At 56.8% G+C, this 26,635-nt stretch carries 26 protein-coding genes and 1 tRNA gene; 8 read left to right on the forward strand and 19 right to left on the reverse strand.

Annotated elements, in window-relative coordinates:
* Positions 1-9 precede the first annotated feature (9 nt).
* Together hpt and ACQQ2Q_RS16835 are read left to right on the forward strand one after the other, a co-directional pair.
* A complete protein-coding gene (hpt, locus tag ACQQ2Q_RS16830; RefSeq protein WP_428188256.1) occupies positions 10-561 on the forward strand; it encodes a hypoxanthine phosphoribosyltransferase in 552 nt (183 codons plus the stop codon).
* Between the two features lie 147 nt (positions 562-708).
* The gene (locus tag ACQQ2Q_RS16835) at positions 709-1,068 is read left to right on the forward strand and encodes a response regulator (protein WP_428188257.1); all 360 of its coding nucleotides are present in this window, start codon (positions 709-711) and stop codon (positions 1,066-1,068) included.
* 13 nt (positions 1,069-1,081) lie between these two features.
* On the opposite strand, the gene ACQQ2Q_RS16840 is transcribed toward ACQQ2Q_RS16835, so the two are convergent.
* From ACQQ2Q_RS16840 to argH, 4 genes are all read right to left on the reverse strand, one after another.
* Positions 1,082-3,658 (reverse strand): TIGR02302 family protein, encoded by a 2,577-nt coding sequence (locus ACQQ2Q_RS16840; RefSeq protein ID WP_428188258.1) that lies wholly within the window; start codon positions 3,656-3,658, stop codon positions 1,082-1,084.
* Positions 3,659-3,788: 130 nt separating this feature from the next.
* Positions 3,789-5,057, reverse strand: a complete 1,269-nt coding sequence (gene lysA / locus ACQQ2Q_RS16845) for a diaminopimelate decarboxylase (protein WP_428188259.1) — start codon at positions 5,055-5,057, stop codon at positions 3,789-3,791.
* A 12-nt stretch (positions 5,058-5,069) separates the two neighbouring features.
* Positions 5,070-5,261, reverse strand: coding sequence for an LPS translocon maturation chaperone LptM (gene lptM, locus ACQQ2Q_RS16850; RefSeq protein WP_428188260.1), 192 nt, complete (start codon positions 5,259-5,261; stop codon positions 5,070-5,072).
* Between the two features lie 122 nt (positions 5,262-5,383).
* Positions 5,384-6,787: an argininosuccinate lyase gene (argH, locus tag ACQQ2Q_RS16855; protein ID WP_428188261.1), complete on the reverse strand. Its 1,404-nt coding sequence runs from the start codon at positions 6,785-6,787 to the stop codon at positions 5,384-5,386.
* 24 nt (positions 6,788-6,811) lie between these two features.
* Between argH and tlpA the strand changes: the two genes are divergently transcribed.
* The gene (tlpA, locus tag ACQQ2Q_RS16860; RefSeq protein WP_428188262.1) at positions 6,812-7,483 is read left to right on the forward strand and encodes a thiol:disulfide interchange protein TlpA; all 672 of its coding nucleotides are present in this window, start codon (positions 6,812-6,814) and stop codon (positions 7,481-7,483) included.
* 305 nt (positions 7,484-7,788) lie between these two features.
* On the opposite strand, the gene ACQQ2Q_RS16865 is transcribed toward tlpA, so the two are convergent.
* From ACQQ2Q_RS16865 to ACQQ2Q_RS16895, 7 genes are all read right to left on the reverse strand, one after another.
* Positions 7,789-8,670: a 3-hydroxybutyryl-CoA dehydrogenase gene (locus ACQQ2Q_RS16865; protein WP_428188263.1), complete on the reverse strand. Its 882-nt coding sequence runs from the start codon at positions 8,668-8,670 to the stop codon at positions 7,789-7,791.
* 128 nt (positions 8,671-8,798) lie between these two features.
* Entirely contained in the window at positions 8,799-9,728 is a 930-nt protein-coding gene (locus tag ACQQ2Q_RS16870; RefSeq protein WP_428188264.1) for an electron transfer flavoprotein subunit alpha/FixB family protein, read from the reverse strand.
* 27 nt (positions 9,729-9,755) lie between these two features.
* On the reverse strand, positions 9,756-10,505 hold the full coding sequence (locus ACQQ2Q_RS16875; RefSeq protein ID WP_428188265.1) for an electron transfer flavoprotein subunit beta/FixA family protein: 750 nt from the start codon (positions 10,503-10,505) through the stop codon (positions 9,756-9,758).
* A 174-nt stretch (positions 10,506-10,679) separates the two neighbouring features.
* Positions 10,680-11,462 (reverse strand): rhomboid family intramembrane serine protease, encoded by a 783-nt coding sequence (locus ACQQ2Q_RS16880; protein ID WP_428188266.1) that lies wholly within the window; start codon positions 11,460-11,462, stop codon positions 10,680-10,682.
* A 21-nt stretch (positions 11,463-11,483) separates the two neighbouring features.
* The gene (locus tag ACQQ2Q_RS16885) at positions 11,484-12,062 is read right to left on the reverse strand and encodes a cob(I)yrinic acid a,c-diamide adenosyltransferase (RefSeq protein ID WP_428188267.1); all 579 of its coding nucleotides are present in this window, start codon (positions 12,060-12,062) and stop codon (positions 11,484-11,486) included.
* Positions 12,063-12,071: 9 nt separating this feature from the next.
* Positions 12,072-12,269: a twin transmembrane helix small protein gene (locus ACQQ2Q_RS16890; protein WP_428188268.1), complete on the reverse strand. Its 198-nt coding sequence runs from the start codon at positions 12,267-12,269 to the stop codon at positions 12,072-12,074.
* A gap of 26 nt (positions 12,270-12,295) precedes the next feature.
* Positions 12,296-13,129, reverse strand: a complete 834-nt coding sequence (locus ACQQ2Q_RS16895; RefSeq protein WP_428188269.1) for an SDR family oxidoreductase — start codon at positions 13,127-13,129, stop codon at positions 12,296-12,298.
* Between the two features lie 85 nt (positions 13,130-13,214).
* Between ACQQ2Q_RS16895 and ACQQ2Q_RS16900 the strand changes: the two genes are divergently transcribed.
* Positions 13,215-14,117: a YihY/virulence factor BrkB family protein gene (locus ACQQ2Q_RS16900; RefSeq protein ID WP_428188270.1), complete on the forward strand. Its 903-nt coding sequence runs from the start codon at positions 13,215-13,217 to the stop codon at positions 14,115-14,117.
* Here ACQQ2Q_RS16900 and gluQRS read toward each other — a convergent pair.
* Complete coding sequence (gene gluQRS, locus ACQQ2Q_RS16905) at positions 14,082-14,963, reverse strand: tRNA glutamyl-Q(34) synthetase GluQRS (RefSeq protein WP_428188271.1); 882 nt, start codon at positions 14,961-14,963, stop codon at positions 14,082-14,084. The two genes, ACQQ2Q_RS16900 and gluQRS, sit on opposite strands and share 36 nt — an antisense overlap.
* Positions 14,964-15,010: 47 nt before the next feature.
* On the opposite strand from gluQRS, the gene ACQQ2Q_RS16910 reads away from it, so the two are divergent.
* Both ACQQ2Q_RS16910 and ACQQ2Q_RS16915 read left to right on the forward strand, forming a co-directional pair.
* Entirely contained in the window at positions 15,011-15,667 is a 657-nt protein-coding gene (locus tag ACQQ2Q_RS16910) for a DNA-3-methyladenine glycosylase family protein (RefSeq protein ID WP_428188272.1), read from the forward strand.
* Between the two features lie 104 nt (positions 15,668-15,771).
* Entirely contained in the window at positions 15,772-16,329 is a 558-nt protein-coding gene (locus tag ACQQ2Q_RS16915; protein ID WP_428188273.1) for an HNH endonuclease, read from the forward strand.
* A 30-nt stretch (positions 16,330-16,359) separates the two neighbouring features.
* Here the strand turns inward: ACQQ2Q_RS16915 and ACQQ2Q_RS16920 are convergent, their stop codons facing one another.
* Positions 16,360-16,869 (reverse strand): disulfide bond formation protein B, encoded by a 510-nt coding sequence (locus ACQQ2Q_RS16920; protein ID WP_428188274.1) that lies wholly within the window; start codon positions 16,867-16,869, stop codon positions 16,360-16,362.
* Between the two features lie 14 nt (positions 16,870-16,883).
* The gene (locus ACQQ2Q_RS16925; protein WP_428188275.1) at positions 16,884-17,465 is read right to left on the reverse strand and encodes a YqaA family protein; all 582 of its coding nucleotides are present in this window, start codon (positions 17,463-17,465) and stop codon (positions 16,884-16,886) included.
* A gap of 193 nt (positions 17,466-17,658) precedes the next feature.
* Between ACQQ2Q_RS16925 and ACQQ2Q_RS16930 the strand changes: the two genes are divergently transcribed.
* Positions 17,659-17,743: transfer RNA gene (locus ACQQ2Q_RS16930), tRNA-Leu, on the forward strand.
* 74 nt (positions 17,744-17,817) lie between these two features.
* Here the strand turns inward: ACQQ2Q_RS16930 and ACQQ2Q_RS16935 are convergent.
* Positions 17,818-18,276 (reverse strand): hypothetical protein, encoded by a 459-nt coding sequence (locus ACQQ2Q_RS16935; protein WP_428188276.1) that lies wholly within the window; start codon positions 18,274-18,276, stop codon positions 17,818-17,820.
* Positions 18,277-18,500: 224 nt separating this feature from the next.
* Here ACQQ2Q_RS16935 and ACQQ2Q_RS16940 point away from each other — a divergent pair, with 224 nt between their 5' ends.
* Complete coding sequence (locus ACQQ2Q_RS16940; RefSeq protein WP_428188277.1) at positions 18,501-20,141, forward strand: AMP-binding protein; 1,641 nt, start codon at positions 18,501-18,503, stop codon at positions 20,139-20,141.
* Between the two features lie 12 nt (positions 20,142-20,153).
* Here the strand turns inward: ACQQ2Q_RS16940 and ACQQ2Q_RS16945 are convergent, their stop codons facing one another.
* The 4 genes from ACQQ2Q_RS16945 to secA form a co-directional block, all read right to left on the reverse strand.
* The gene (locus ACQQ2Q_RS16945) at positions 20,154-21,434 is read right to left on the reverse strand and encodes a GNAT family N-acetyltransferase (protein WP_428188278.1); all 1,281 of its coding nucleotides are present in this window, start codon (positions 21,432-21,434) and stop codon (positions 20,154-20,156) included.
* Positions 21,435-21,436: 2 nt separating this feature from the next.
* Positions 21,437-22,855 carry a lipopolysaccharide biosynthesis protein gene (locus ACQQ2Q_RS16950; RefSeq protein ID WP_428188327.1) on the reverse strand — a complete coding sequence of 473 codons (1,419 nt, stop codon included), beginning with the start codon at positions 22,853-22,855 and terminating at the stop codon, positions 21,437-21,439.
* A gap of 94 nt (positions 22,856-22,949) precedes the next feature.
* Positions 22,950-23,720: an NAD(P)-binding domain-containing protein gene (locus ACQQ2Q_RS16955; protein WP_428188279.1), complete on the reverse strand. Its 771-nt coding sequence runs from the start codon at positions 23,718-23,720 to the stop codon at positions 22,950-22,952.
* Between the two features lie 96 nt (positions 23,721-23,816).
* Positions 23,817-26,528, reverse strand: coding sequence for a preprotein translocase subunit SecA (secA, locus tag ACQQ2Q_RS16960; protein WP_428188280.1), 2,712 nt, complete (start codon positions 26,526-26,528; stop codon positions 23,817-23,819).
* Positions 26,529-26,635 lie beyond the last annotated feature (107 nt).

Raw genomic sequence — 26,635 nt, forward strand, 5'->3', positions numbered from 1 at the left:
AGCGAAACCTTGCCAATCGTGCGCGGTAAAGTCATTGATCCCCTTTATTCTGCCGAGCAGATTGCAGAGCGCAATCTCGTGCTCGCCAGCGAGATCGCCAAGGGCGCCTGCGATAATCTTCTGGTTATCTCAGTCCTCAAGGGCTCGTTTATTTTTGCCGCCGATCTGATCCGTGCTCTGCACGACGTTGGTCTGGCGCCCGAGGTTGAGTTCATTACGCTGTCGAGCTATGGCACCGGTACCGTCTCGCAGGGCGTGCGGATCATCAAGGACATCGATAGCGAGGTCAAAGACCGCAACGTGCTTTTGATCGATGACATACTCGAATCCGGGCGCACCTTACGTTTTGCCAAGGAGTTGATGTATGCGCGCGGTGCGGCCAATGTCGATATTGCCGTCCTTCTGGACAAGCGCGTGAAGCGCAGTGAGAAGCTCGAAGCCAATTATGTCGGCTTCGAATGCCCTGACTATTTCGTGGTCGGTTACGGCATGGATGTCGCTTATGCTTTCCGTGAACTGCCCTTTGTCGGCGTTGTGACCGGAGATGCGCCGGAAGCGTGATCTTCACCGCCTCGATCGGCCCTCGGCTTCCATAAAATTCTAGAGAAGCTGTTAACCATTTCGGATGGCAGGCGGGGCGTGTTTACCTCTCGACAAGGAAACTCTGGTGATTTGGCCCCAGGACATTTTTTGACGGGAGAGCCATCCATGGCCAAGATTCTCATTACCGAAGACGAAGACGCATTGCGCACTTTCGTTGCACGCGCGCTTCGAATGGACGGGCATGAGACCTTTGAAGCTGCGGATGGCGCTGACGGGTTGGAAAAGCTCGCCGAAGGTCAATTTGATCTTCTGTTGTCCGATATTCGTATGCCGGTAATGGACGGTATCGAGCTCGCGCATCGCGCATCTGCCGAGTACCCGGATCTTAAGATCCTGTTGATGACGGGGTATGCGGAACAGCGTGAGCGTGCCGATGATCTGATGACCAAGGTTATCGATGTTGTCGATAAACCTTTCGCACTTCCAGACATCCGCAAAGCCGTAAGCCGCGCGCTGGTTGGTTAAGAGCCGGCCGGTTTCACTGAATGTCGAGAAGACGCTCTAGATAGCGCTTCTCGGTCTCGGGGCTCGCGTTTTCCTCAAGCTTGCGACGTATGGATTCCAGAATTTCACGCGCGCGCTGGACATCGATCTCGTCTGGCACACGAACGTTCTCTCCGAAATCGGGCCCCGATGTTGCGCGCGGTCTTCCAAGCGGGTCGCGACCGTTCTGCTGGCCTTGGCCGGCCATGCCCTGACCTGGGTTCTGACCTTGCCCACGCATGGCCTGCATGATCTGGCCCATCATATCGCGCGCACCCTCGCGCAATGCTTCCAGCGCACGCCCTTGCCCTTCCACGGCGCGATTACCCTTGCCTTGTCCGAGTGCCTCTCCGGCACCCTTCATCTCGCGCTGGGCCTGGCCAAAGCCTTCGCCGGGCTTGACCCCCATACCTTCAAGCGCTTGCTGCAATTCCTGGAGTTGCTGACCCAGGCCATCCTGTTGCTCGCGCAGTTTCTTCAATGCGTCGCGCAGCTGCTCGGCGGTCATCTGATCGCTGGGTGATTGCTGTCCGTCCTGTTGACCCTGCTGCTGTTCGCCTTGGTCCGGATCGCCACGCTGCATTCTGTCTCTGAGAGCCTGATCCAGTTTGAATGTTTCATCCATCAGCTTTTGTTGCTGCTGCATGAGCTCGCCGAGCTTGTCGATCTGCTCGCGCATCTGGTTGTTGCTCTTCTGTTGCTGGCCACCCTGTTGCGGTCTGCCTGCCTGCATATTGTTCATCATGCGCTGGAGTTCATTCAGCATCTGTTGCGCGGCGTCGCGATTGCCGGAGCGTGCGAGATTTTCGATCTGATCCATCATGTTGTTGAGATCGCGATCGGTCATCATCTGCATGGCCTGCTGCTGGTCCATAGGCTGACCGTCCTGCTGGCGCTGGGCAAGTTCCTTCAAAAAATCCTGCATTGCTGAGCGAAGCTCGTCCATCAAGGCCGCAATTTCCTCGTCAGAAGCATTGTTCTCCAGAGCCTCGGACAGCGCTTTTTGGGCGTCACGCAATCTTTGCTCGGCAAGGGAGAGGTCGCCGTCTTCAATTCCAAGGGCGATCTCCCACAGATAGTCTGCGGTGTCCTTCAACTGCACTTCGTTATTGGCAAGCTTCATCCTGGCGCGTGCCGATTCGATCAGCAGAAAATGGGTGGGATTGGGAATAGTCTCGTCGGCCCGGACTGTCAGCGCCTCGTTGAGTGCAATTGCCTGCGGCATCTGCCTTGTGTCCAGCGCGAACACCTGCCGTTGTTCCGAGACCGCAGCTGCAAGCGGATTGGTAAAACGATGGGGTGGCAAGATCATTTCATGGGGCGGGCTGCGCCCCGTCTGACCGGCTCCATCCGTGCTGACCAGTGTGATTTTAACGCGCTTGCCCGACAATGGGTGTTCGGTGATGTTTCTGCTGGCGAGCCCCTTGGCTTCCCTTGCATTGTAGCGCGGAAGGTCAAGCTTGTATTCCGGTAGCGGATAAAGCGGTGTCGCGCCGTCCTTCTCATCAACCGGCACTATTTCAGCATGGGCTTCCTGGAGGCCGTAATCATCAGTCGCCTTGAAAGGGATTTCCAATGCTCCGTTGACGGCCACCTTGGGCATGCCGTCGAAGGCGATTTCCGGCGGCTTGTCCAGAACCACCTCAATAGGCCAACTGTGGCCTGCTGCTTCGAGCGTGCCGTTGTCTGCGATCTTCATGGTGAAGGTTCGCGCAGCTTTCGCATCCGCTTGCGTCGAATTGCTATCCGTCTCCTTGGCCCCTTGCCGATCGAGATCGATTGTCTTGCCGCTATCGTCGATGAAATGCACAGGATCGCTGCCGTCGCCGCCAGAAAGCCTGACGGTTGCGACAGAAAATTGCGGCACGCTGGGCGCGGCTGTCATTGCATTTTCGCGACCGGTCAGAAAAACAGGAGCCCGGCCAGTGTAAGACGGCGGCGTTATCCACGCATCGATGCGCATGTCCGGTACCGTGGCTTCTGGCGCGTTCCAGCGAAATGCATCGGCCACTCGGCCGGCATTGTTTGAGCCTGAAAAAGCATAGGCGGTCACCAGCAATAGTGCCGGTATCGTGCGCAAGGCATATTGATCGAACTTTGAAATATCCGGTCTGGGAAGACCCGCGTCAAGCGCTGCAATCTTGCGTGCCATGCGCCGCTGGTGCTCTTGCCACAAGGCCCTTGCAAATGGACTTTCGAATGCGGGCACGTCTTCCTGAACAGCCACCGGCTGGTGGGGCAGGTTGTTGCGCTCTTCCAACAGTCTGTCCGCTTCCTGAGCTTTGGGCCACCGCAATCGGAAAAAGGGAATGAGGGCGGCCAGAAAAGCGAAGATCAGGACAAATACGAGGCCGAAGCGCGGGATGTCGGGTATGATGCGGAAAACGCCGAGCCAGGCGAGCGACAGAAAAATAGCAGCAATGCCCACGGAAGGTAGGAAGAGTGGAATGGCACGCTCGGCAAAAAGCACGAGGCGCGCCAGAAACCGCTTGACCGCAACAAGACGCGCAAGGCGGGGATAAGCGCTGAATGCACTTGTCGCTCGGCTCTTGTGCTTGTCCGGTTGGCTCATGATCGGGTCTCCGGCTGCGTGGATAGGGTCCATGCGTCGCCCAAAGGATAGCAAGCTTTGTGGCGAAGGCGAGGGGCGTGCCGCCCTCACCACCAGTTTTTACGCAATGTCGCTTAAATGTGATCGCCGATCAGGCGAGCCAGTCCGGCATGGAATCGAGCCCGATCAGGTCCTCATAACTTGTTCGTGGGCGGATGACGTGGAAATCATCGCCGTTCACGAGCACCTCCGGTACCAGCAGACGGCTATTATAAGTGCCTGCCTGGACAGCTCCATAGGCGCCGGCAGATCCAACGGCAATCAGATCTCCCGGACGCGGCATGGCCATTTCGCGATCAAGGGCCAGATAGTCGCCTGTTTCGCAGACCGGCCCAACGATATCTGCGCGGATACGCGGAGCATTGGCCGCAGAAAGGACGACTGCTCTCGTCTCATGATGCGCTTCGTAAAGTGTCGGGCGGATCAGGTCGTTCATGGCCGCATCAACGATGACGAAAGTCTTGTCTCCGCCATCCTTCACGTAGATGACCTCGGTCACCAGAATACCGGCATTGCCGACGATCAGTCGACCGGGTTCCATCACGATGCGGCAGTCCAGTTCCGCGAGCTGGTCCTTGACGATGCGTGCATAGGCCTCTGGCTCAGGCGGAGGATTGTTGTCGTCCTTGTAGGGGATACCAAGGCCGCCGCCGACATCGACATGTTCGATGACATGCCCATCTGCCCGCAACGCGCCGACCATTTCCTTCAGCAGGCGAAAGGCGTCTTCGAAGGGTTGCAAATCGGTGATCTGGCTACCGATATGCATATCAATGCCGGTAACCTTGATGCCGGGAAGCGCTGCGGCACGGGCGTATACTGCCCTGGCGCGCTCAAAGGAAATGCCGAATTTGTTTTCTTTCTTGCCCGTCGAAATTTTTGCGTGGGTCTTGGCATCGACATCGGGGTTTATGCGGAAGGATACGTGAACCTGCTTGCCAGCCTTCACCGCGCGTGCGTTCAAGACCTCGAGTTCCGGTTCTGATTCGACATTGAAGCAATAGATGCCGGCCCCGATGGCAAAGTCCATTTCCCGGACGGTCTTACCTACGCCTGAGAACATGATGCGGCTTGCCGGTATGCCAGCTGCCAGTGCGCGCCGCAGTTCGCCTTCGGAAACCACGTCGATGCCCGCGCCCAGCTGGCCCAGTGTTTTCAGCACTGCCTGGTTGGAGTTCGCCTTCATGGCATAGCACACCATGGAGTCGACACCTTCGAATGCCTTGGCAAAAACCTTGTAATGGCGCTCAAGCGTGGCGGTCGAGTAGCAGTAGAACGGGGTGCCGACTGCCTCGGCAATGTCGGTGACAGGAACGCCTTCCGCATGAAGAACGCCGTCGCGATATTCGAAATGGTTCACGGGTCAAGCCTGTCAGAGTAGGGGGTCGAGAACGAAAGGTCGGTCCGGCGCGGACGTCTGGTCCGGCGTCGACTGCTTGTTCTGCTGTTCAACCGGCATATTCGGCGGGTCGAGGTCTGTCTTGCGGCCGCAGCCCGACAGGACGGCGAGCGTCGCGACCATCAAACCGGTCATAAGCAGCGTCTGTTTCAGCGATTTCACCATGTTTCGTCCAGCATCGTCCGTTGGTTCAGCGTTAAGTTTCCAAATGCGTAGCGAAAAACCGGGGCCTTGTGCACCCCAATTCTTGTGATGCCAAAGGCCCCGACTTTGATCAGATGGTCTTATCAATTGCGCGCGCGCCACCAGGCGATCTGCTTTTTGACTTCCGAAGGTGCTGTGCCGCCGAAACTCTTGCGGCTTGCAACCGAGGCTTCAACCGTCAGGACATCGAAGATGTTGGCCGTGATGGACGCATGAATGGACTGGAGATCCTCCAGCGAAAGCTCTGCCAATTCACATTCCTTTTGTTCAGCGAGCGCCACGGCGCGTCCGGTCACATGGTGGGCGTCGCGGAAGGGCAGGCCCGCTTCCCGCACTAGCCAGTCGGCGAGATCGGTTGCTGTCGAATACCCTGAACCGGCCGCCGCCTTCATCTTGTCGGCACGCACGGTCATGTCACCAACCATTCCGGTCATGGCCGCAATCGCAAGCTCGAGGCTTTCGGCTGAATCGAAGACCTGTTCCTTGTCTTCCTGCATGTCCTTGGAATAGGCGAGTGGCAGTCCCTTCATGACGGTCAGCAGTGCCACCAGCGAACCGTTGATGCGTCCGGTTTTGGCGCGAACGAGTTCGGCTGCATCCGGGTTCTTCTTCTGCGGCATGATTGACGAGCCGGTGGAGAAGGCATCGGACAGGCGAACAAAGCCGAATTGCGGTGTCGACCAGATGACGATTTCTTCGGCAAGCCGTGACAGGTGGGTCGCGCAGATCGAGGCGATTGCCAGGAATTCGAGCGCAAAGTCGCGGTCCGACACCGTGTCGATGGAGTTGCGGGTCGGTTCGCGGAAGCCGAGGGCCTTGGCCGTCATCTGCCGATCGATGGGAAACCCGGTGCCGGCGAGGGCCGCGGCACCGATCGGACTTTCGTCCATATGTTCGATGGCGTGGCGCACGCGCTGGCGATCACGACCGAACATCTCGACATAGGCCATGCAGTGGTGGCCGAAGGTCACCGGCTGTGCCGTCTGGAGATGGGTGAAGCCTGGCATCACCGTTTCAGCATGCTCTTCAGCACGATCCAGAAAAGCCTTGATCAACGATGTCAGGGCAGCTTCCAGCTTTTGCAACTCGTCCTTGACCCACAGACGAAAATCGAGCGCCACCTGATCGTTGCGCGAGCGTGCTGTGTGCAAACGGCCAGCTGCGGGGCCGATCAGGTCAGACAGGCGCGCCTCGATGTTCATATGGATGTCTTCGAGCTTGCGCGAGAAGACAAATTTTCCGCTTTCGATCTCTGACAGGATCGTGTGCAGGCCGTGAAGGATCTTGTCTTTGTCTTCTGCCGAAATGATGCCTTGATGGGCAAGCATCGTTGCATGCGCTATTGAGCCGCGGATGTCCTGGGCATAGAGCTTCTTGTCGAAACCGATTGAGGCATTTATCTCCTCCATGATAGCGGCGGGGCCGGAAGCGAAGCGTCCACCCCACATCTGGTTGGAGGATTTTGCGTCCTTGTCTGATTCAGCCATGAAGTGCCCATCCTGGAGAATGTAATGACGGAAAAAAGAACTCTCGGACTTCCTTCGGCCAAACTTATTGCGATAGCGGCGATTGCCGGCATTATCGCCGGCGCGGCAGCGGTATACGTGAAGGAGACGGGATATGGCAATGCCACGGTTTCAGCTGATGCCTCTGAATGTGCGCCAAGTGTCGAGCAGGCGCAGTCCTTGAAGACACTCACCAAGGGCGAGGTGGCCGCGATGACGGCCGTTACAGAGCCGCGCAAACTGACAAATATCATCTTCAAGGATGCGAGAGACGCTGACACGTCGCTGAAAGACTTTGCAGGCAAAACCGTGCTTCTCAATCTGTGGGCGACCTGGTGCGTGCCGTGCCGCGAGGAGATGCCGGCGCTCAACGCTCTGGAAAAAGAGATGGGAGACGATCATTTCCAGGTCGTTGCCGTCAACATCGATACGGGTGGCGCCGACAAGCCCAAGGCCTTTATGACTGAGACGGGTGTCGACAGCCTCGGTCTCTACCGGGACAGCAGCATGGGCGTTTTCAACGATCTGAAGAAAGAGGGGCTGGCCTTCGGTCTTCCCGTAACCTTGCTTGTCAACGAGAAGGGATGTCTTCTGGGTTCCATGAACGGTCCTGCAGAGTGGGACAGCGATGATGCAAAAGCGTTGATTGAAGGTGCGAAATCGCCACCCAACAGTTGATTGCACCCATTTGGTGCCGCCATAGGAAATTAAATTACGATAGGTCTTTAAACTTATACTGAAATGCTTTTATGTGCGTATAGATGTGAATGTTAGTCTGACTCAATCGCAGGATACATTGCGAAAGAGGGGCAAGTGATGAAAATCTACGCTGTGGCGGTGACCGTTCTGACTGTGATTGGATGCGCTTTGTGGTATTTTCCACGTGCTCCGCAGCCTTTGACAATCGCCATGCCTTCTCCAGACACTCTTCAAGCATCCAACTGAAGCGAAGCCTTCCAGCGGCGATTTCTCCATGATGCGACTTATCGGGTCGGAAGCGGTATCTCGCCCCGATAGTCGTAAAACCCGCGACCGGATTTCCGGCCAAGCCAGCCGGCTTCGACATATTTTACCAGCAGCGGGCAGGGGCGGTATTTTGAATCAGCCAAGCCGTCATGCAGAACCTGCATGATCGACAGGCAGGTATCCAATCCTATGAAGTCTGCAAGCTGGAGAGGTCCCATCGGATGATTGGCACCTAGCTTCATGGCGGTATCTATCGCCTCGACGGAACCGACGCCTTCATAAAGCGTGTAGATTGCTTCGTTGATCATCGGGAGCAATATGCGATTGACGATGAAGGCTGGAAAATCTTCTGCGACAGTAATCGTCTTGTCGAGCGAGCGGACGAAGTCCTTGGCGGTGTTGAAGGTCACTTCCTCGGTGGCAATGCCACGCACGAGTTCGACGAGCTTCATCACCGGCACCGGGTTCATGAAATGTATGCCCATGAAACGCTCAGGACGATCCGTCGCTGCTGCGAGGCGGGTGATGGAGAGAGATGACGTATTGGTCGCGAGCAAAGCCTCGGGCTTCAGGATTGGACAGACCTGAGCAAAGATCTTGCGTTTGATCGTTTCGTCTTCGGTCGCGGCTTCAATGACCAGATCCATGGGAGCGAGATCCTGGACGTCCGAGCTGCCGGAAATGCGGTCGATGGCCGCCTTACGATCTTCTTCGCTCAGCTTGCCGGCACCGACCTGGCGGGCGAGGTTGCCGTTGATGGTGGCGAGGCCTGTTTCGATACGCTCCTGGGAGAGGTCGTAGATCTTCACTTTGTAGCCTGACATCGCCGCAACATGAGCAATGCCGCAACCCATCTGGCCGGCTCCGATAACTCCGACATTGCTGATGACAGAAACCATGAAAATCTCCTCGCCCAGTTTATCGTCCGTGCAGACAAATATGCCGGGCCGCTGTTGCAGCCCGGCAAATTGATAGACCCGCCGAATGGCTTTTTCCAGTCTTTTCGCAGATGCGAAAGGCCAGTGCCTCAGAGGGCCTTTTCAAGCTCGGGCAGTGCCTCGAACAGGTCTGCCACGAGACCGTAGTCTGCGACCTGGAAGATCGGCGCTTCCTCGTCCTTGTTGATGGCAACGATGACTTTGGAATCCTTCATGCCGGCCAGGTGCTGGATCGCGCCCGAAATACCGCAGGCGATGTAGAGTTCCGGAGCGACCACCTTGCCCGTCTGGCCGACCTGCCAGTCGTTGGGTGCGTAACCCGCATCGACGGCTGCACGTGAGGCGCCAACGGCAGCGCCGAGCTTGTCGGCGACCGGAAGGATCACTTCCTTGAACTTCTCGGACGAGCCAAGCGCGCGGCCACCAGAGATGATGATCTTGGCCGAGGTCAGTTCCGGGCGGTCAGAGGAGGAAAGCGCATCAGAGACATGGCTCGATATGCCGGGGTTTTCAGCAGCCGATACCGTTTCGACGGAACCGGATCCATCTTCTCCAACCGCTGCGAAGGATGCCGTACGCACCGTGATGACTTTCTTGGCATCGGTGGACTGAACCGTCTGGATGGCATTGCCGGCATAGATCGGACGCTTGAAGGTGTCCGCGGAGACGACTTCGGTGATTTCCGAGATCTGCATCACGTCGAGCAGAGCTGCAACACGCGGCAGCACGTTCTTGCCGACGCTCGTAGCTGCCGCCATGATAACATCGTAGGATGCCGCCAGTGACACGATCAGTGCCGCCAGAGGTTCGGCAAGGTTGTTGCCGAGCGACGCGTCATCTGCAAGCATAACCTTGGAGACGCCTGAGAGCTTTGCAGCATGATCAGCCGCCGCCTTGGCTCCGGCGCCTGCGACGAGCACATGAACGTCTCCGCCGATCTTTGCTGCAGCGGTCAAAGCCTTGGCTGTCTGATCCGAGACGGTCTGGTTGTCATGTTCTGCCAGAAGAAGAATGGCCATTCTAGTGTTCTCCTATCCGTTCCGACTTCAAAGCACGCCGGCTTCGGTCTTGAGTTTTTCGACCAGTTCGGCAACCGAACCAACCTTGACACCAGCCTTGCGGCCACCTGGTTCTTCGGTCTTCAAAACCTTCAGGCGTGCTGTGGTGTCGACGCCGAGATCCGCCGGTGTCTTCTTGTCGAGCGGCTTCTTTTTTGCCTTCATGATGTTTGGCAGAGAGGCGTAGCGCGGCTCGTTCAGGCGCAGATCGGTGGTCACGACGGCTGGAAGCTTGACGTTGATCGTCTGCAGACCACCGTCCACTTCGCGCGTCACGTCTGCCGAGCCGTCCTTGATGTCGAGTTTGGAGGCAAAGGTTGCCTGCGGCCATCCGAGAAGTGCAGAGAGCATCTGGCCTGTCTGGTTGCTGTCATCGTCGATCGCCTGCTTTCCGGTGATGACGAGGCCGGGCTGTTCGGCTTCGATGACACCCTTGAGCAGCTTTGCGACGGCGAGAGGCTCGACGATGTCGTCGGTCTCAACCAGAATGGCACGGTCGGCACCCATGGCAAGGCCGGTGCGAAGCGTTTCTTCAGCTTTGGCCGGGCCAATCGATACGACGACGACTTCCTCTGCCTTGCCAGCTTCCTTCAGGCGAAGTGCCTCTTCAACCGCAATCTCATCGAACGGGTTCATCGACATTTTCACGTTTGCGAGCTCGACACCGGAGGCGTCCGGCTTCACGCGGATCTTCACGTTGTAGTCGACAACGCGCTTGACCGTTACAAGTACTTTCATGGGCTTTTTCCTTCCGTGCCGTCCGCTTGAAAATGCATCTTCAAACAAGCGTTCGATAGTCAGTCGGCGACATGGATACGCATTTTTTCTCCAATTACAACGTCGCGCACCTGCGTAATCTGCTTAAACCGATTAACTTCCGTTTACGTGAAGGTCAATTCTGTGGATTTCATCTTATCGCCCCCAGTGAACGGGTTTGCGTTGTTCGGCGAAAGAGCGAGGCATTGCGACCGGTGGCGTGGTCACCTCATGCTGCACAGCCTTGGGTGTGACGATCGTCCGGTCGAACAATGGCACCCCCCGCCGCCGCATGAAAATGACGAGTATTGCGCCTGCGCATATGCCGCCGACATGGGCACCCCATGAGACATTGCTGTCGTGATCCGTCGCCAGCAGAAAAAATTGCTGACCGATCCAGAAGACGAGTGGAATGAAGGCGGGAAGCGGTAGTGGGAAGCGAAACAAAACCAGCACCCATATCCGCACTTTGGGATGAAGAAGGACGTAAGCTGCCACCACACCTGAAATCGCTCCTGACGCACCGATTAGCGGAGCGGGAGACGCAGGCACCACAAGAGCATGGACGATGGCGCCAGCGACTGCACAAAGCAGATAGAAGACCAGAAAGCGAACGTGACCCAGGGCGTCTTCGACATTGTCTCCGAACACCCAAAGAAACAGCATGTTCGAGCCCAGATGCAGGAGATCACGATGCAGAAAGGCATAGGTAAGCGCGGTTGCTTCTGACGGGACCAGTTCAAGGTCTGCCGGAAGAACGGCGTAGTCCAGGGAGACGGCCGGGATGAAACCGAGGCCGACGACGGCAGCATCGGTCACATTTTCCGGCAAGAGTGCGGTGAAGGCCCAGATTGCGACATTGGTCAGAATCAGGCCGAATGTGACATATTGCCGCCTGATATGTTTGAGGGCGTTTCTGTCATGCAGTGGTATGAACATGGTCCGCCCTCATCGGCTATATTATCTGTTCGCGCCCGGTACCCAGAGAATATCACTTTTGCCTTGATCATTGGCATGGCGGGCGGCAACGAACAGAAAATCGGACAGGCGATTGATATATCTGAGCGCGGGCGCGTCGACGATTTCCCCATCGCTGGTCATCAGCGCAACCATCAACCGCTCGGCCCTGCGCGAGATGGTACGGGCAAGGTGCAGATTGGCCGCGGCCGGTGAGCCGCCTGGCAAAACGAAGGATGTCAGCGGTTCGAGCTCCGCGTTGAGCGCGTCGATGTCTGCTTCAATGCGGTCGACCTGGCTTTGAACAATTCTTAGCGGCTCATATTCCGGTGGCTTTCCGGTATCTGGCGTCGCCAGATCGGCTCCAAGGTCAAAGAGGTCGTTTTGAATGCGCATGAGCATCCCATCGAGGATTGCCATATCCGCCGTGTAGAGGCGGGCAATACCAATGCAGCTATTCGTTTCGTCGACTGTTCCATAGGCGTCGACACGCAGGTCGTGTTTCAGGCGGCGTGGGCCGGTAACAAGTGCCGTTGTTCCGTCATCGCCGGTGCGTGTGTAGATCTTGTTGAGCTTGACCATGTCCTATCCCTATCGACCGCCACCGGTCAGCCACAGCGTCAGCATGATAAGGGCGATGGCAGCCGCCTGCAGCACGATGCGCATTCGCATAAGCTTGTTGGAAAGGTTGCTGTCGCCGCCCTTCATCATGTTGAAGAGCCCGCGGATAAGAACAAGGACGACGAGGCCCATGACGATCAGGGCCAGAACTGTGGTGAAACCGGACATCTAAATTGTGTGCCTTCCTATTGGCATTAATCCAGCTTGCGCATCAGCTTGTAGAACAAACCGGAAGGCATCAGCCTTTTCAAAAATGCGCCCTGCTTGGCTGGTGTGGTTACGAGATAATGTGGGCGCGGATCGTCGGCGGTCAAGGCATGCCTTAAAACGCGATAGACAGCGTCGGGTCCAAGCTTGTGCTTGTTGATTGGTCCCGTGCCATTGAGGCGTGCAAGCTGACGTTCGTATTCGCGCGCATGGGGCGAGTTCAGAAGGTCGATATTGTTTTCGATGTGCTTCAACGCCGTTGCGGTGAAGCGGCTTTCGATGGGGCCGGGTTCAATCAAGCTCACATGTATGCCGCTGCCTTGCAGTTCCATGCGCATGGTAATGCTCAAGCCCTCAAGCGCAAATTTCGACGCCGTATAGGCACCGCGAAAACGGTAGGGAATGAGTCCAAGGATTGAGGAGCACTGAATGATCCGACCGGCTCCGCGAGCCCGCATCATCGGGATAACGCGGCGTGTCAGTTCGTGCCAACCGAAGACATTCGTCTCGAATTGCTGGCGCAACACATCGGTCGAGAGATCTTCGACTGCGCCTGGCTGGCCGTAGGCGCCGTTGTTGAACAACGCATCGATGCGGCCATTCGACCGCTCATGCACCGCCGTCACAAATGCACCAATGCTGTCGTGATCGGTATAGTCCATGAGGAAGGTTTCGATTCCATCTGCTTCGAGCGAAATTTGGTCTTCATCGCGTCTGACAGTCGCAAAAACGCGCCATCCATCGCTCTTGAGCGCTCGCGCGCAATATGCCCCGATGCCGGTGGAGCAACCAGTGACGATGATGGTGCGGCGTTCCGTCATTTTTATTGTTTCCTGTACAAACCGTGCCCGGTTTCCCATATTCGCAAGGGCGATACAATTGGCGTCGACCAATCAGGGAGATCGAATGCGGCCTTTCCTTCGAATGTTCTACAAGGTGACCTATGATGCTTTGATGCATTTCAGCGAAGACGACGGTTGGGCAATGGCGAGCCATGTCGCACTGTCTATTCTGCTTGCAGTGTTCCCCTTTTTGATCTTCGGGACGGCGCTTGCGTCTTTCCTCGGAGCGGACCAGTTTGCCGAAACGGCGATCCATCTGATCTTCGACACATGGCCGGAAGCAATAGCAACACCGCTTTCGGACCAGGTGGTGGAAGTGTTGACGATCCAGCGCGGCGGGCTGCTGACCATCTCGGTTCTGGCTGCTGCCTATTTCGCTTCCAATGGTGTCGAGGCGCTACGCGTTTCTCTAAACCGCGCCTACCGGGTGAGCGAAAGCAGGCCGTGGTATGTGACGCGGCTTTTCAGTCTTGGATTCGTGCTGGCTGCCGTTGTCGCACTGGCTGCGCTTAGTCTCCTGCTGGTGGCGGTGCCGATTGCCCTGTCCTTTGCGGAGAAGTGGTTCCCCTGGATGGAAGACCTGCTTGCCACCATTTCAAGCTGGCGGCTTCTGGGCACAGTTGCTGTTCTCGTTGTCGGTCTTTTGCTGTCGCATCTCGGTCTTCCAGCCGGCAAGCGTCGGCTGATCGATGTGTTGCCGGGTGTGGCGCTGACACTGCTGCTCTGGATGCTTGGCGGGATCGGGTTTGCGTCTTACCTCGCGACCTTTGCGAATTATTCCGCCACCTATGCCGGTCTGGCCTCAATCATGGTGGTCCTGATCTTCCTTTACATGGTCGGGGTGATTTTCCTGATCGGTGCGGAATTCAATGCCGCCTTGTTGAAGTTTGCCGGCATGGCACCGCGCCAATCCCCTGGCCCGCCTGGTCCATCACATATCAAGGAGCCGGCGAACAGCCGCAGGTGAGAGGCCGGCTGTTCTTAGTTGCGACAGCCCAGTCGACTTTTCGCTCTTGGAAAGCTTGCGACCATCTTCCGCCAGGATCAGCCTGTGATGATGATAAGTGGGTTGCGGCAAGCCCATCAATTCCTGCAGCAAACGGTGGACGCTGGTCGCATGGAACAGATCGAGTCCTCTGACGACGTGGGTGATTTCCTGGTCGGCATCGTCCAGCACGACAGACAGATGGTAGCTGGCTGGCGCATCCGAGCGCCATAGAACGACATCGCCCCATGCCGCAGGATCTGCTGAAATCGTGCCAACCTCGCCATCACCGCTTTCTTGCCAGGTGAGCTCGCCGCTCAGCTCGGCGATGGCTTGTCGCATATCAAGCCGCCAGGCATGGCGTGCGCCATTCGCGATGCGGATATTCCGTTCATCCGCGCTCATGTGACGGTCTCGGAGAGGGTAGTGCGGTGCGCCATCCGGATCTCGTGGCCATGCCATTCCGCGATCTTGCGCCTCTGCCACACAGGCCTTCACCTCGCCCCGTGTCATGAACGCCGGATAGGCAAGACCGCGCCCAATGAGGCGCTCCAGTGATTTTTTGTAGGTGTCGAGATGTTCTGATTGGCGGCGGACGGGCTTTTCCCACCTCAATCCAAGCCAACTCATATCGTCGAATATAGCGGCTTCAAATTCCGGGGTACAACGCGCAATGTCGATATCTTCCATGCGCAAGAGGAAGCGGCCATCAGCCTCTTTGGCCAGGTCGTAGTTCAGGATTGCCGAATAGGCGTGCCCGAGATGCAGGAGACCGTTGGGGCTCGGTGCAAAACGGAAAGCCGGCTTTTGACTGTGTGCGGGGATCATGCTTTCTTCTGCCACGAAATTAACGCCGGCTCCAAGAGGATAGATCGATGACCAGTTCCACGCTCGCGGTCATTCGTGATCTTGCCGATGTGGAGCGGGGCCTTGGTGAGCTTTTGTGCCTTGATCCAAGGCTCGAGCCTATCGCGAGTGCCGCCGGCCCGCTGCCGTTGCGGCTTGCAGAGCCGGGCTTTGAAGGACTTGCCCATATCGTCGTCTCGCAGATGGTTTCCCGGGCCAGCGCTGAGGCGATATGGCGACGCATCGCGGTTGCGATACGGCCGCTGTCTGCCGAAGGTTACCTGATGCTGGATGATGAGACCGTTGCTTTCTTCGGTCTTTCAAGGGCCAAGGCTGCCACCTTGCGGTTGATCGCTGAGAACGTGGCTCAAGGAGAAATCGATCTTGAGGCGATACCGCGCCTTCCACCTCAAGACGCGCTTTCGGCGCTGACGCGGTTGCGCGGTATCGGACCATGGACCGCGGAAGTCTATCTGATGTTCTGCGGTGGTCATGCCGATATTTTTCCCGCAGGCGATGTGGCGCTCCGGGCCGCTGTCGGATCGGCGCTCGGACATGAGGTCCGCCCAGACGTCGCCGCGGTGCAGGAGCTGGCGCGTGTGTGGAGCCCTTGGCGGTCGGTTGCGGCCCGTCTTTTCTGGGCCTATTACGCGAGGTCCATGGGCCGGGATGCAACGCCCCTTTGAAAACGATGCATCAACCGCGGCCGGCCAATTTATTTGGCTTCACAATCCTGTAACAACAGACCTAATATAGAAATAGCAGATTACGAATCGATCAGGAGACGCCCTTGACGATTGCAGTTTCGCCTAATTCCCTGCCGGCACTCGTCTTGAATGCCGACTACAGGCCACTGAGTTATTATCCGCTTTCGCTGTGGTCCTGGCAGGATGCGATCAAGGCGGTTTTTCTGGACCGCGTGAACATCATCGCGGAATACGATCACTCGGTCTGCTCTCCCACCTTTTCGATGCGGGTTCCGAGTGTTGTCAGCCTCAAGACCTATATCAAGCCCACGCGTAATCCCGCGTTTACGCGCTTCAATGTGTTTCTGCGCGACAGATTCGAGTGCCAGTATTGCGGCTCCATGGACGATCTGACCTTCGATCATGTGATTCCCAGAGCTCATGGCGGACAGACGACGTGGGAGAATGTTGTAGCGGCCTGTTCACCGTGCAATTTGCGCAAGGGCAGCAAGCTTCCCCGCCAAGCGCAAATGTTCCCAGCACAGAAAGCCTATCGTCCGACGGTGCAGGATCTTCACAATAATGGCAGGCTCTTCCCGCCGAACTATCTGCATGAAAGCTGGATGGACTATCTCTACTGGGATACAGAACTGCAGCCCTGATGTTGGCGATATCGATCGTAGAGAGGCCCCTTACATGGCCTTTTTTGTTACGCCGTAGAACGCGATTGCGGCAAGTGCGATGCTGGTCATGACGTTCCAGCCGGCAAACGACAATCCCAGCACGCGAAGCGTCGCTTCCGAGCAGGAGGGGCCGTGGACCGCATTCAACTGGCTGAGGATATCGCCACCGCCTGCACTGACGCCCGCCGAACTTAGGCTGCAGCTTGCCGGGCCCTCCCAGAACTGCCATTCCACGCCCGCATGATAGATGCCCATGCCTGCACCGATCAGCATCAGTACGCCAATCAGGGCAAGCAGCGCCCGGCTGAGCCATGCCGGCCACTTCAAGACGACGGACAGAATGGCAAGAATTCCAAGCGGAATGCCGATGTAATAGGGATTGCGTTGCAGCAGGCACAAGGCACACGGAATGTAGCCGCCGATATGTTCAAAACCAAGTGCTGTGCCAACCACGACTGCCATGCCGAGGGTCACGACTATCGTTGGCAGAAGGGGGGCGGCGGTGCGTAGGTTCAGCATGGTCATTGTTCCCTTTAGAACACGAACTTGACGAGATAGAAGCCGCCAAGCAGAAGAATGAGAAAGAGTGCAAAAAGCAGTCCGAGATATTTCTCGATGAAGATCCGGATAGGTTCACCGTAAAGTCGAAGCAGTGCCGCCACGAGGAAAAATCGGGCTGCGCGGCCAATGATACTGACGATGGTGAACACCAGGAAATTGAGTCCTGTAGCGCCCGAAAAAATGGTCAGAACCTTGTAGGGAAACGGTGTTACCGCGGCGAATAAGACACCCCACCCACCCCAGGTGTTGTACCAGGCGGCAATTTGTTCGAAGGAGTTTTCCTTGCCGTAGAAAGCCAGGATCGGTTGGCCGATCGTCTCATAGAGAAACATGCCGATTGCGTAGCCCAGAAACGCGCCAAGCAAGGAGGAGATGGTGCAGATGAGCGCAAGCCTGATCCATCTCAGCGGCTTGGCGATCACCATGGGAATCAGCAAGACATCCGGTGGAAGCGGAAAAAACGAGCTCTCTGCAAACGAAATACCGAACAGTGCCTTTTCGGCATGGCGGGTTCCCGCCAGCGACATGGTCCAATCATAAAGACGGCGCAGCATTCGTTTTTCCTGTCAGTCAATCTGGCTGGGGTTTTAGTGAAGGGAAATAAGGCTGTAAATGGCGCGACGCCTGGCAAAACACTTCTGGTTTAAAACTCTTCGTGATTGTGCATGACCTTGCGAATAGAGGTTGACCGAAGCGGGGGCATTCGTATATTTCGGCGCTATTCTACCGCGTTTAGACGCTTGTGTTGCCCCTTTGGCGGAATTGGTAGACGCGCCTGACTCAAAATCAGGTTCCGAGAGGAGTGCTGGTTCGATTCCGGCAAGGGGCACCAAATTTCACATGCATTGAAAAATGATACTCCGTGAGGCTCAGATACGAGCCTTACACGGATAATCTGCTTGCAGCTTATTTGCCGTTAATGAATGTCAGCAGCGCCTTCAACTCGCCAGCGCGCACAAGCTGCGCCGGCGTCTTGTTGCCAAGTGTGGCAATGTGTTCGCTTCTATACCATTTCTCAGCTGTCTCGCGGTTTCCACTGCAGTGTATAAACTGGTTGAGCACGATCTTTTTTGCGTCGGCCGGTGGCACATTTCCGGCTTCTATGGCCGCGTCGATCCGCTTGGCAGTTGACGATATATTCCGATGCTGGACCTTACGCTGAAGCGCTGCCGCTGCGGGCGAAACCGGTGCATAGACACGAATACTGGCTTTCTGCCCGTTAATTGCATCCGCTGTCGCAACAGATTTGCGGCCGCCCGTCTTTGGCAGCAGATCGGCGTCGACTGTCAGGTTGGCGACGCGTTGTCCGATGCGGGCGGGCTTGCGTCCGCTCTTGTTGGCGCCCGTATTGCTGTTGTCAGTCATTGCTGGTGGTCCTGCGTTTGTGATCGCCGCAGCGCGGTCCGGGGTCTCTATTTCAGAGAGGCACGGCGTCGGCGGCTATCATAATGTCCTTCTAAAATCGACGCTATCATGGCGTGTCGAAACCTGTCCAGCAGACAGGCAGCCAGCTCGACAATTCACTTTCCATTGTGCAGGTGCGAAAGGAATGGTAGCTAACGGATGTCACTTTTTTCGGAAAACACCGCATGTTCCTACCAAACCGCGACTCTTACGAGGCGCTTTGCCGCGACTTTTCCTGGAATGTCCCTGAACGCTTCAATATCGGTCGCGCGGTCAGTGACGACTGGTCTGCCCATTCACCAAACAGCATTTGTCTTGAGCATTTCAGTCCGGACGGCAATCATCAGACTTTGACGTATGGTCAGTTGACTGCGCGCTCGAATGCTTTTGCCAATGCGCTTACCGCTCTGGGTGTTGTTGCCGGCGATCGAGTGGCTTTGCTCCTGCCGCAGTGTTTCGAGACCGTGATTGCTCACGTGGCGATTTACAAGATGGGCGCAATCGCCGTTCCGCTGGCGCTCCTCTTCGGTGCGGAGGCACTCGAATACCGTCTGAGCGCATCGGGTGCCACGGTGCTGGTGACCAATGCTTTCGGTCTCACACGCATGAATGAGATCAGCAAGCCTGTTTCATCGCTCAAGGATATCATCAGCATTGATGGGCCTCGCGCCGGTGTCCGGGCGTTCCACGAACTTACGGATAATCAAGCGGCAGATTTCGCCGTTGCGGAAACGGCGGCCGACGATCCGGCCTTGATGATTTTCACATCCGGAACCACGGGCTCGCCCAAGGGTGCGCTTCATGGTCATCGCGTACTTGCCGGGCATATTCCGGGCTTCCAGTTCGCCTATGAGTTCCTGCCGCAACCCGGTGACAAGATGTGGACCCCATCCGACTGGGCGTGGGCTGGAGGGTTGCTTAACGCGCTTTTGCCGGCCCTGATGCTTGGGGTTCCCGTCGTCTCTTCTCCGGCGCAAAAATTCGATCCGCACATGGCGTTCAGGATCATGGCCGAGATGAAGGTTCGCAATGCCTTCATTCCTCCAACCGCACTACGATTGATGAAGGCGGTAGAGCGACCGCGGGAACAATACGATCTCGTCTTGCGCAGTATCGGTTGCGCCGGTGAAGCGCTGGGGCGCGAGACCTATGAGTGGGTGACGTCTGCGCTCGGGATCATCCCGAACGAATTTTATGGCCAGACGGAATGCAATTTTGTTCTCTCATCGGCGGCATGTCTCGGAATCACCAAGGCCGGCAAGATCGGTCGTGCGGTTCCCGGCCACCGGGTGGAGATTGTCGATGGTGAAGGCAATATCCTGCCGGTCGGTTCAATCGGTCAGGTTGCCATTGAGCGACCGGATCCCGTCATGTTTTTGGGCTATTGGGAAAATGAGGCGGCAACGCGTGAAAAATTCGCGGGAGACTGGTTGAAAACCGGAGATCTTGGGCGGCAGGACCGTGATGGCTATATCGAGTTTTTCGGGCGCGACGACGATGTCATCACGTCGGCTGGCTATCGCATCGGTCCAGCGGAGATCGAGGATTGCCTGCTTGGACATCCGGCGGTGCGGCTGGCAGCCGTCGTCGGCAAGCCGGATGCGTTGCGCACGGAGATCGTGAAGGCCTTTGTCGTCTTGTCCGATGGTTATCAGGCAAGCGATATGCTCGCGCGCGAGATTAGCGACTGGGTCAAGCATCGGCTGTCGATGCATGAATACCCGCGAGAGGTGGCCTTTATCGATGCCTTGCCGATGACCACCAGCGGCAAGGTCATCCGTCGTGAATTACGAGAACAGTCCAAAGAGGCAGCAGCTGCCGAATAGGGGGCAAGCCCGTCAGTCGTGATGGCTGCGCGACAGGATCTTGTCACGGAGAATACGGGCGATATTGCGCGTGTTTCGATACATGTGAAGTTGTGCTGCGACCTGTCGTACGTCGCGATCGGCATTGCGGGTGAGGCCAATGACAATTGTCGCCATCTCCTCACGTTCCTTCCACATGCGGCTCATGATCGAATGGTCGGGAACGGCGCAGGAATCCGTGCGCTCAATATTGGCGTCATCGAGGTGCCACTTCGTCAATTCCACCATCAACAGCTTGCCGGGAGAGAAACGGGCATAGCGCTCGTCATAGGCAGTTTTCCAGGTATAGGCTTCACCGGACATGATGAAGACCACCATGGAAGCGATGGGGCGTCCGTCCAGCGCCAGTGTGTGGATACGCACGGAGTCCATCTGCGCGAGATTGGTGATGGCCTCGCGCGCAAAAGCAGAACGGTAGCGGTCTGATACCAGTGCGCTGCGTTTGCGGCCTTTCCATCCGCTCACTTCCAGCGCGAGAAATGCTTCCATACCTAAGCGCACCTCTTCCGGTTGACGCGCGACGGAATAGGTAAGCTCACCTTCCCTCGACAGCAGATTGTGCTGCCGCCGCATCTCGCGCCAATGGGATTTGGACACTGCATTTCTGAGATAGGTTTCACCCTCCTCGAAACTTTCCAGCATCGGACGTTCGAGCTCGTTTGTGACCGTCACTGGCAGATCGCGGCTGATTGCCAGCGTCTTGATGAGCTGGGAGAATGTGCCTTTAACCCTGATATCGGGAAGCACGAGGACGCCCGGTAGACTTGCTGCAGGGTTGCCGAAGGCCATCAGCGCATTTTCGATGGTTTCTGCGGCACCTTCCACGTCGACAAGGGGCGTTCCAAGCGGCCCGAAAGGATTGGACCAAGCGCGGATGATAGATGGTCCGATGGAAAATCCAGGTTTTTCCACGGAGAATGGCATCAGAAAGCGCATGCGGCTTCGCGACTGGTCGTCATCTCGGATCAGGGCTAAACGGATATGGCGGTCATCAAGACGCGGCATGGCCGGAGCCAGAAAGCCGCCAGCAAAGAATATGTTCGGCTCTACCGCGCGGTGAGACAGGAACTCCAGTTCGTCCTGAAGGTCATAGCCCATTCGGCTCGGATAGAGATACATCGCCCGGCCGGGCTTGCCGACAGGAATTTCGATATCTGCAGCAGGGCGGTCATGCGTTGCCGATGTCGCCAGCGCGCCAACCATGCGGTTGGCGTTGCTGTTCATGCTCTCGTCATAAAATGGAGGATTGGCCATCGTCAGATCGCCCTTGTCTTTTTATTCAATAGGGATTGCGGGTCTGCGAAGGCGAATAGCACGATGCCCAGCGATCGGCGTATCGCAACGTGAAGAAGAATAGCCTCGATTAATGTTGCAACTGCGGTCGCGATGGCGGCACCGGTAATCCCGTAAAGCGGTATCAGTGTGACGCTAAGGGCGATGTTGGCGCCGAGTGCCCCTGCATAGAGCGCGACGCAAAGTTTCTGTTTTCCAGCCATGGTCAAAAGCACTTCTCCCGGTCCAACCAGTGCCTTCGAGAGGCTGCCCAGGAACAGAATTGCCATCAGTGCGTAGCCGACGCCGAAGGCTGGGCCAAAAAGACCAAGCAGTACCTTGCCGATGGCCAGCACAAACAGTCCAACGGCCAGCGAGGGCCAGAAGCTCCATCGTGCGGCAGTTCCGGCAAAGGCAGCGAGCGCTTGTCTGTCGTTGTCGGCCATCATCGCGGAAAAGCGCGGACCGGTGCCGGCCTTGACCGCAAAGAATACGAATTGAACGAGGGCCATGGTTTTGGCTGCGGCGAAGTATATCGCGACCTGATCCGGTTCAAGATAAAGGCCGACGACGACCACATCCGAGTTGGTTAGCAGAAAGCTGAACCCCTCAATGAAGAAGATCGGCAAGGCAACCCGGAACCATGCGCCGAAGTCGATCTTTCGCGGCCCATGATCGAAGCGACGGCGCAGACGCAAGTTGATGGCAATGAACTGGCTGACTGTCGTGACATAGGTCGCCGCAAGGGCCGCTTGCATGGCTGTGGTGGCTGTATGTTCGGCACCCAGACCGATTGCCGCGAGCATGAAGCACAGGATCAGCAATGGGCGGATAATGAATGTCGGACTGAGCGCTGCGACCGGCCAACTGTTCGCACGCGCTGTTCCGTCCAGAACATCGCCAAGTGCAATCATGGGGAGTGCAATAAGGCCAAGGAAGAGCGGTATTATGTAATAGGCCTCGATCGTGTCGCCGAAGAAATGGAGAGCCAGCAATCCGATGCTGGCCAACAGGCTCGCCGAGACCATCGCAAAAATACGGGCCGTGATGGTCAGTCCACGAATCGATTCCTGTTCATTTCGTGCGTGATATTGGGGCAGGAAACGGATCACGGTTGTATGGAAGCCGAGACAGGAGAGGTTTCCGAACAGGACGACCAGAACCCAAACGAAGACGAATATTCCGTATTCGAACTCACCCATTATGCGGGCCTGGACGATCTGCGATGCAAACGCAATGGCAGCGCTCAGCACTCTTATGGCAAACGCAATCATGGCCATGCGTTGCGCGCGGGTCGTCTCGTCATCGCCCTCAAGCGCGTCCGCAATGCGGTGAAGCAACGGTGACACAAGGTTCCGCAAGCTGGCCGGCAGCATTTTCTCCGCTGTTTGGACAACCGCCATGATCGACACGCAATACTCGCCTGGGAATGATTTACTTACTCTCAACCATGTCAGTTCAGGGTTAAGAAAGGGTTCCGCAAGTCGCCACAACTCTTCAGTCGAGGTCTTCTCGCCTTACTTTCTGAACGCCTTCGATTGCGTTCGTCACTTCTGAAAACCAGCCGGATTCCACAAGATGTTGGCGTGTGCGCTCGTTGAGGCCACCCTTGGTCTGGTGGTCGTCTGCCAGTTCCAGGAGGGACAGAGGCGAGTGAAGAGCCGTATCGGCGAGGCCGACAAAGAGTGCGCGCACGTAAATGTCGGCTGTGGCTGTTTCCACGTTCCTGTCGACCAACCAGCTTTTGAGCGTGTCGCCCAACTGCATGAAAGTGGACATGACGCCGCTGATCGCGCCCATCGCCGTAAGCTCAGTCTCAGCTCTCGGCAGCACGACTTCACCCATGCCTGCGAGAATCTCCAGGATTTCCGGAACAGCTGGGAAGTGAGCAACGGGGCCTTTGCCGGACGCGATTGCAGGTAATGGAAGGACCCGGCAGATCTGGGCATTCGGTACGATTTTGCGGAGCTCGTCTGTGGTCAGTCCGGCAACGAAACTGCAGACAATCTGCTCCTTCCGGAACGCGATGCCGTCCAGCGCTTCTTCCACCTGCGGCGGGCGCATGCCGAGGAAGATAATGTCGCTTGCTTCTGCGACTTCTGTGTTTGAGCCGGCACGGCGGACTTGGGCAAATTTCTCTGAAAGCTCCGCAGAGATTTCACGGGATCGTGGCGAGACGAGGATCGGATTGTTCTTTCCACTCGCAACCAGACCCTCGATGAAGGCTGCCGAAATCGTGCCGGTGCCGATGAAGCCAAGTTTTTTCATGTTTTCTCCCAAGCATCCATTGAAGCTGGCTGAAAATGAAAACGCTAGCGAAGCTTTGCAGCCGCGCTAGCGTTTATTTGGTCATGCGTTTAAGGCTTACGCCTGTTCGTAGGCGCCGTGGCAATGCTTGTATTTTTTGCCGGAGCCGCAAGGGCACGGTTCGTTACGACCGACACGGCCCCACGTTTCGGGATCCTGCGCGTTGCGATTTTCCGGCGCAACGTAGCTTGCGTCTTGTACGCTTTCGTTGAAGTCGTCCTCACCTGTGGTGGCGTCCACATGGTGACCTTCCATGGCCGGGAGCGTTGGAGCGGGTTGTTCTTCACGGACGATTTCGACGCGCATCAGCTGAGCGGTCACTGCTTCGCGCAGATTGGCAAGCAGGGCCTGGAAAAGTTCAAAGGCTTCTGACTTGTATTCCTGCAACGGATCGCGCTGCGCGTAACCACGAAAACCGACGACCGAGCGGAGGTGATCGAGGTTGACGATGTGTTCGCGCCAGAGGTTGTCGATGGTCTGCAGAATGACCGAGCGCTCGACATAGGTCATCACTTCGGGGCCAAAACGCTCGGCCTTGTCAGTCGCTGCCTTGTTGACGGCTTCGGTCACGCGCTGAACGATATCGTCTTCTGCAATGCCTTCTTCTTCTGCCCAGGCCTTGATAGGCAGGTCGAGGTTCAGGTTGCGCTGGATCGCTTCGTGCAGGCCGTCCGTATCCCACTGCTCGGCGTAGGCACGCTCAGGGATATGCAGGCGCACGACATTTTCGACGACTTCTTCACGCATGTCGGCGACAGTCGCGCTGACATCTTCCATATCCATCAGTTCGAGCCGCTGCTCGAAGATGACCTTGCGCTGGTCGTTCAGCACGTCATCATATTTGAGGAGGTTCTTGCGGATGTCGAAGTTTCTGGCTTCGACCTTTTTCTGCGCGCGTTCCAGGGCTTTGTTGATCCAGGGATGGACAATTGCTTCGCCTTCCTTGAGGCCGAGCTTCTGCAGCATTGAATCCATTCGGTCGGAGCCGAAGATGCGCATCAGGTCGTCCTGAAGGGACAGGTAGAATTTGGAACGACCAGGGTCGCCCTGACGGCCGGCACGACCGCGCAACTGGTTGTCGATACGGCGGCTTTCATGCCGTTCCGTCGCGATGATATAAAGGCCACCGGCGGCAAGCGCCTGGTCCTTGAGCTTCTTCACTTCTTCGCGGACAGATGCTTCCTTGGCGCTGCGTTCTGCCGGGTCTTCAACACCCTCGAGCTCGCGTTCAAGCCGCATCTCAAGATTACCGCCGAGCTGAATGTCGGTACCACGACCAGCCATGTTGGTGGCAATTGTAACCGCACCCGGAACGCCGGCCTGGGATACGATATACGCTTCCTGCTCATGATAGCGGGCGTTTAGAACAGCAAAGTTTTCAAAGCCTGACTGCTTCAGCAGGGTCGCCAGCAGTTCGGACTTCTCGATCGAGGTTGTGCCCACCAGGACGGGCTGTCCACGACCGTGGCATTCCTTGATCTCTTCGATGATGGCCTTGTATTTTTCTTCTGCCGAACGGTAGACCTCGTCGTCCTCATCGATACGGGCGATGGGAAGATTGGTCGGCACTTCGACAACGTCCAGGCCGTAGATATTGCCGAATTCCTCGGCTTCGGTGGAGGCTGTACCGGTCATGCCAGCAAGCTTGTCGTACATGCGGAAATAATTCTGGAAGGTGATCGAAGCCAGTGTCTGGTTTTCCGGCTGGATCTGCACCTTTTCCTTGGCTTCAAGAGCCTGATGCTGTCCTTCGGAGTAGCGACGGCCCGGCATCATGCGTCCGGTAAACTCGTCGATGATGACGATCTCGTCGTTACGGACAATATAGTCCTTGTCGCGGGTGAAGAGCTTGTGGGCCTTGAGCGCATTGTTGATGTGGTGGACGATTGCAACGTTTTCCACGTCGTAGAGCGAGGCGCCCTTCAGGAGGTCTGCATCCTTCAAAAGGTTCTCAAGCTTTTCCGTACCGGCCTCTGAGAAGTTGGCCGAGCGTTGCTTTTCATCGATCTCGTAATCGTCTTCAGAAAGCAGCGGAATGAAGGCGTCGATCGTGTTGTAGAGTTCGGAGCGGTCGTCCAGCGGACCAGAAATGATCAGCGGCGTGCGCGCTTCGTCGACCAGAATGGAGTCCACTTCGTCGACGATGGCATAATTGTGATCGCGCTGAACCATCTGGCCGCGCTCATATTTCATGTTGTCGCGCAGATAGTCGAAGCCGAGCTCATTGTTGGTCGCATAGGTGATGTCGCAGCCATAGGCAGCACGGCGCTCATCATCTGACAAGCCGTGACCGATGACACCGGTCGTCATGCCAAGGAAGCTGTAGAGCTTGCTCATCGTTGCCGCATCGCGCGATGCCAGATAATCATTGACGGTCACGACGTGGACGCCCTTGCCGGCCAATGCGTTCAGGTAGACCGCAAGTGTCGCCACCAGCGTCTTGCCTTCACCGGTCTTCATTTCGGCAATGGAATTCTCGTGCAGGATCATCGCGCCTATTAGCTGGACGTCGAAGGGGCGCATTCCCAATGTGCGGCGCGAGGCCTCCCGCGCAACGGCAAATGCTGGAACCAGCAGGTCGTCGAGCTTTGCGCCGTCTGCCAGTTTTTGCCTGAACTCGATTGTCTTGGCAGCGAGTGCTGCATCATCGAGCACTTTCAGCTCGTCTTCCATCGCATTGATTTCATCGACGCGGGGTTGATAAGAGCGAATGCGGCGATCATTCGACGACCCGAAAAGTTTGCGGGCAATTCCACCAAGGCTGACCATCAGAATGGTCCTTTCTCACATCAAGTTGTGCATCCAGACAACGTCAACGGCTGTTGGCGCCTGCCTTTTAGGGCTTGCGCGTCCTGAAACTTCTCTGGACGCGAGGT

The organism is Agrobacterium sp. ES01, assembly GCF_050320885.1.
Taxonomy (GTDB): Bacteria; Pseudomonadota; Alphaproteobacteria; order Rhizobiales; family Rhizobiaceae; genus Allorhizobium.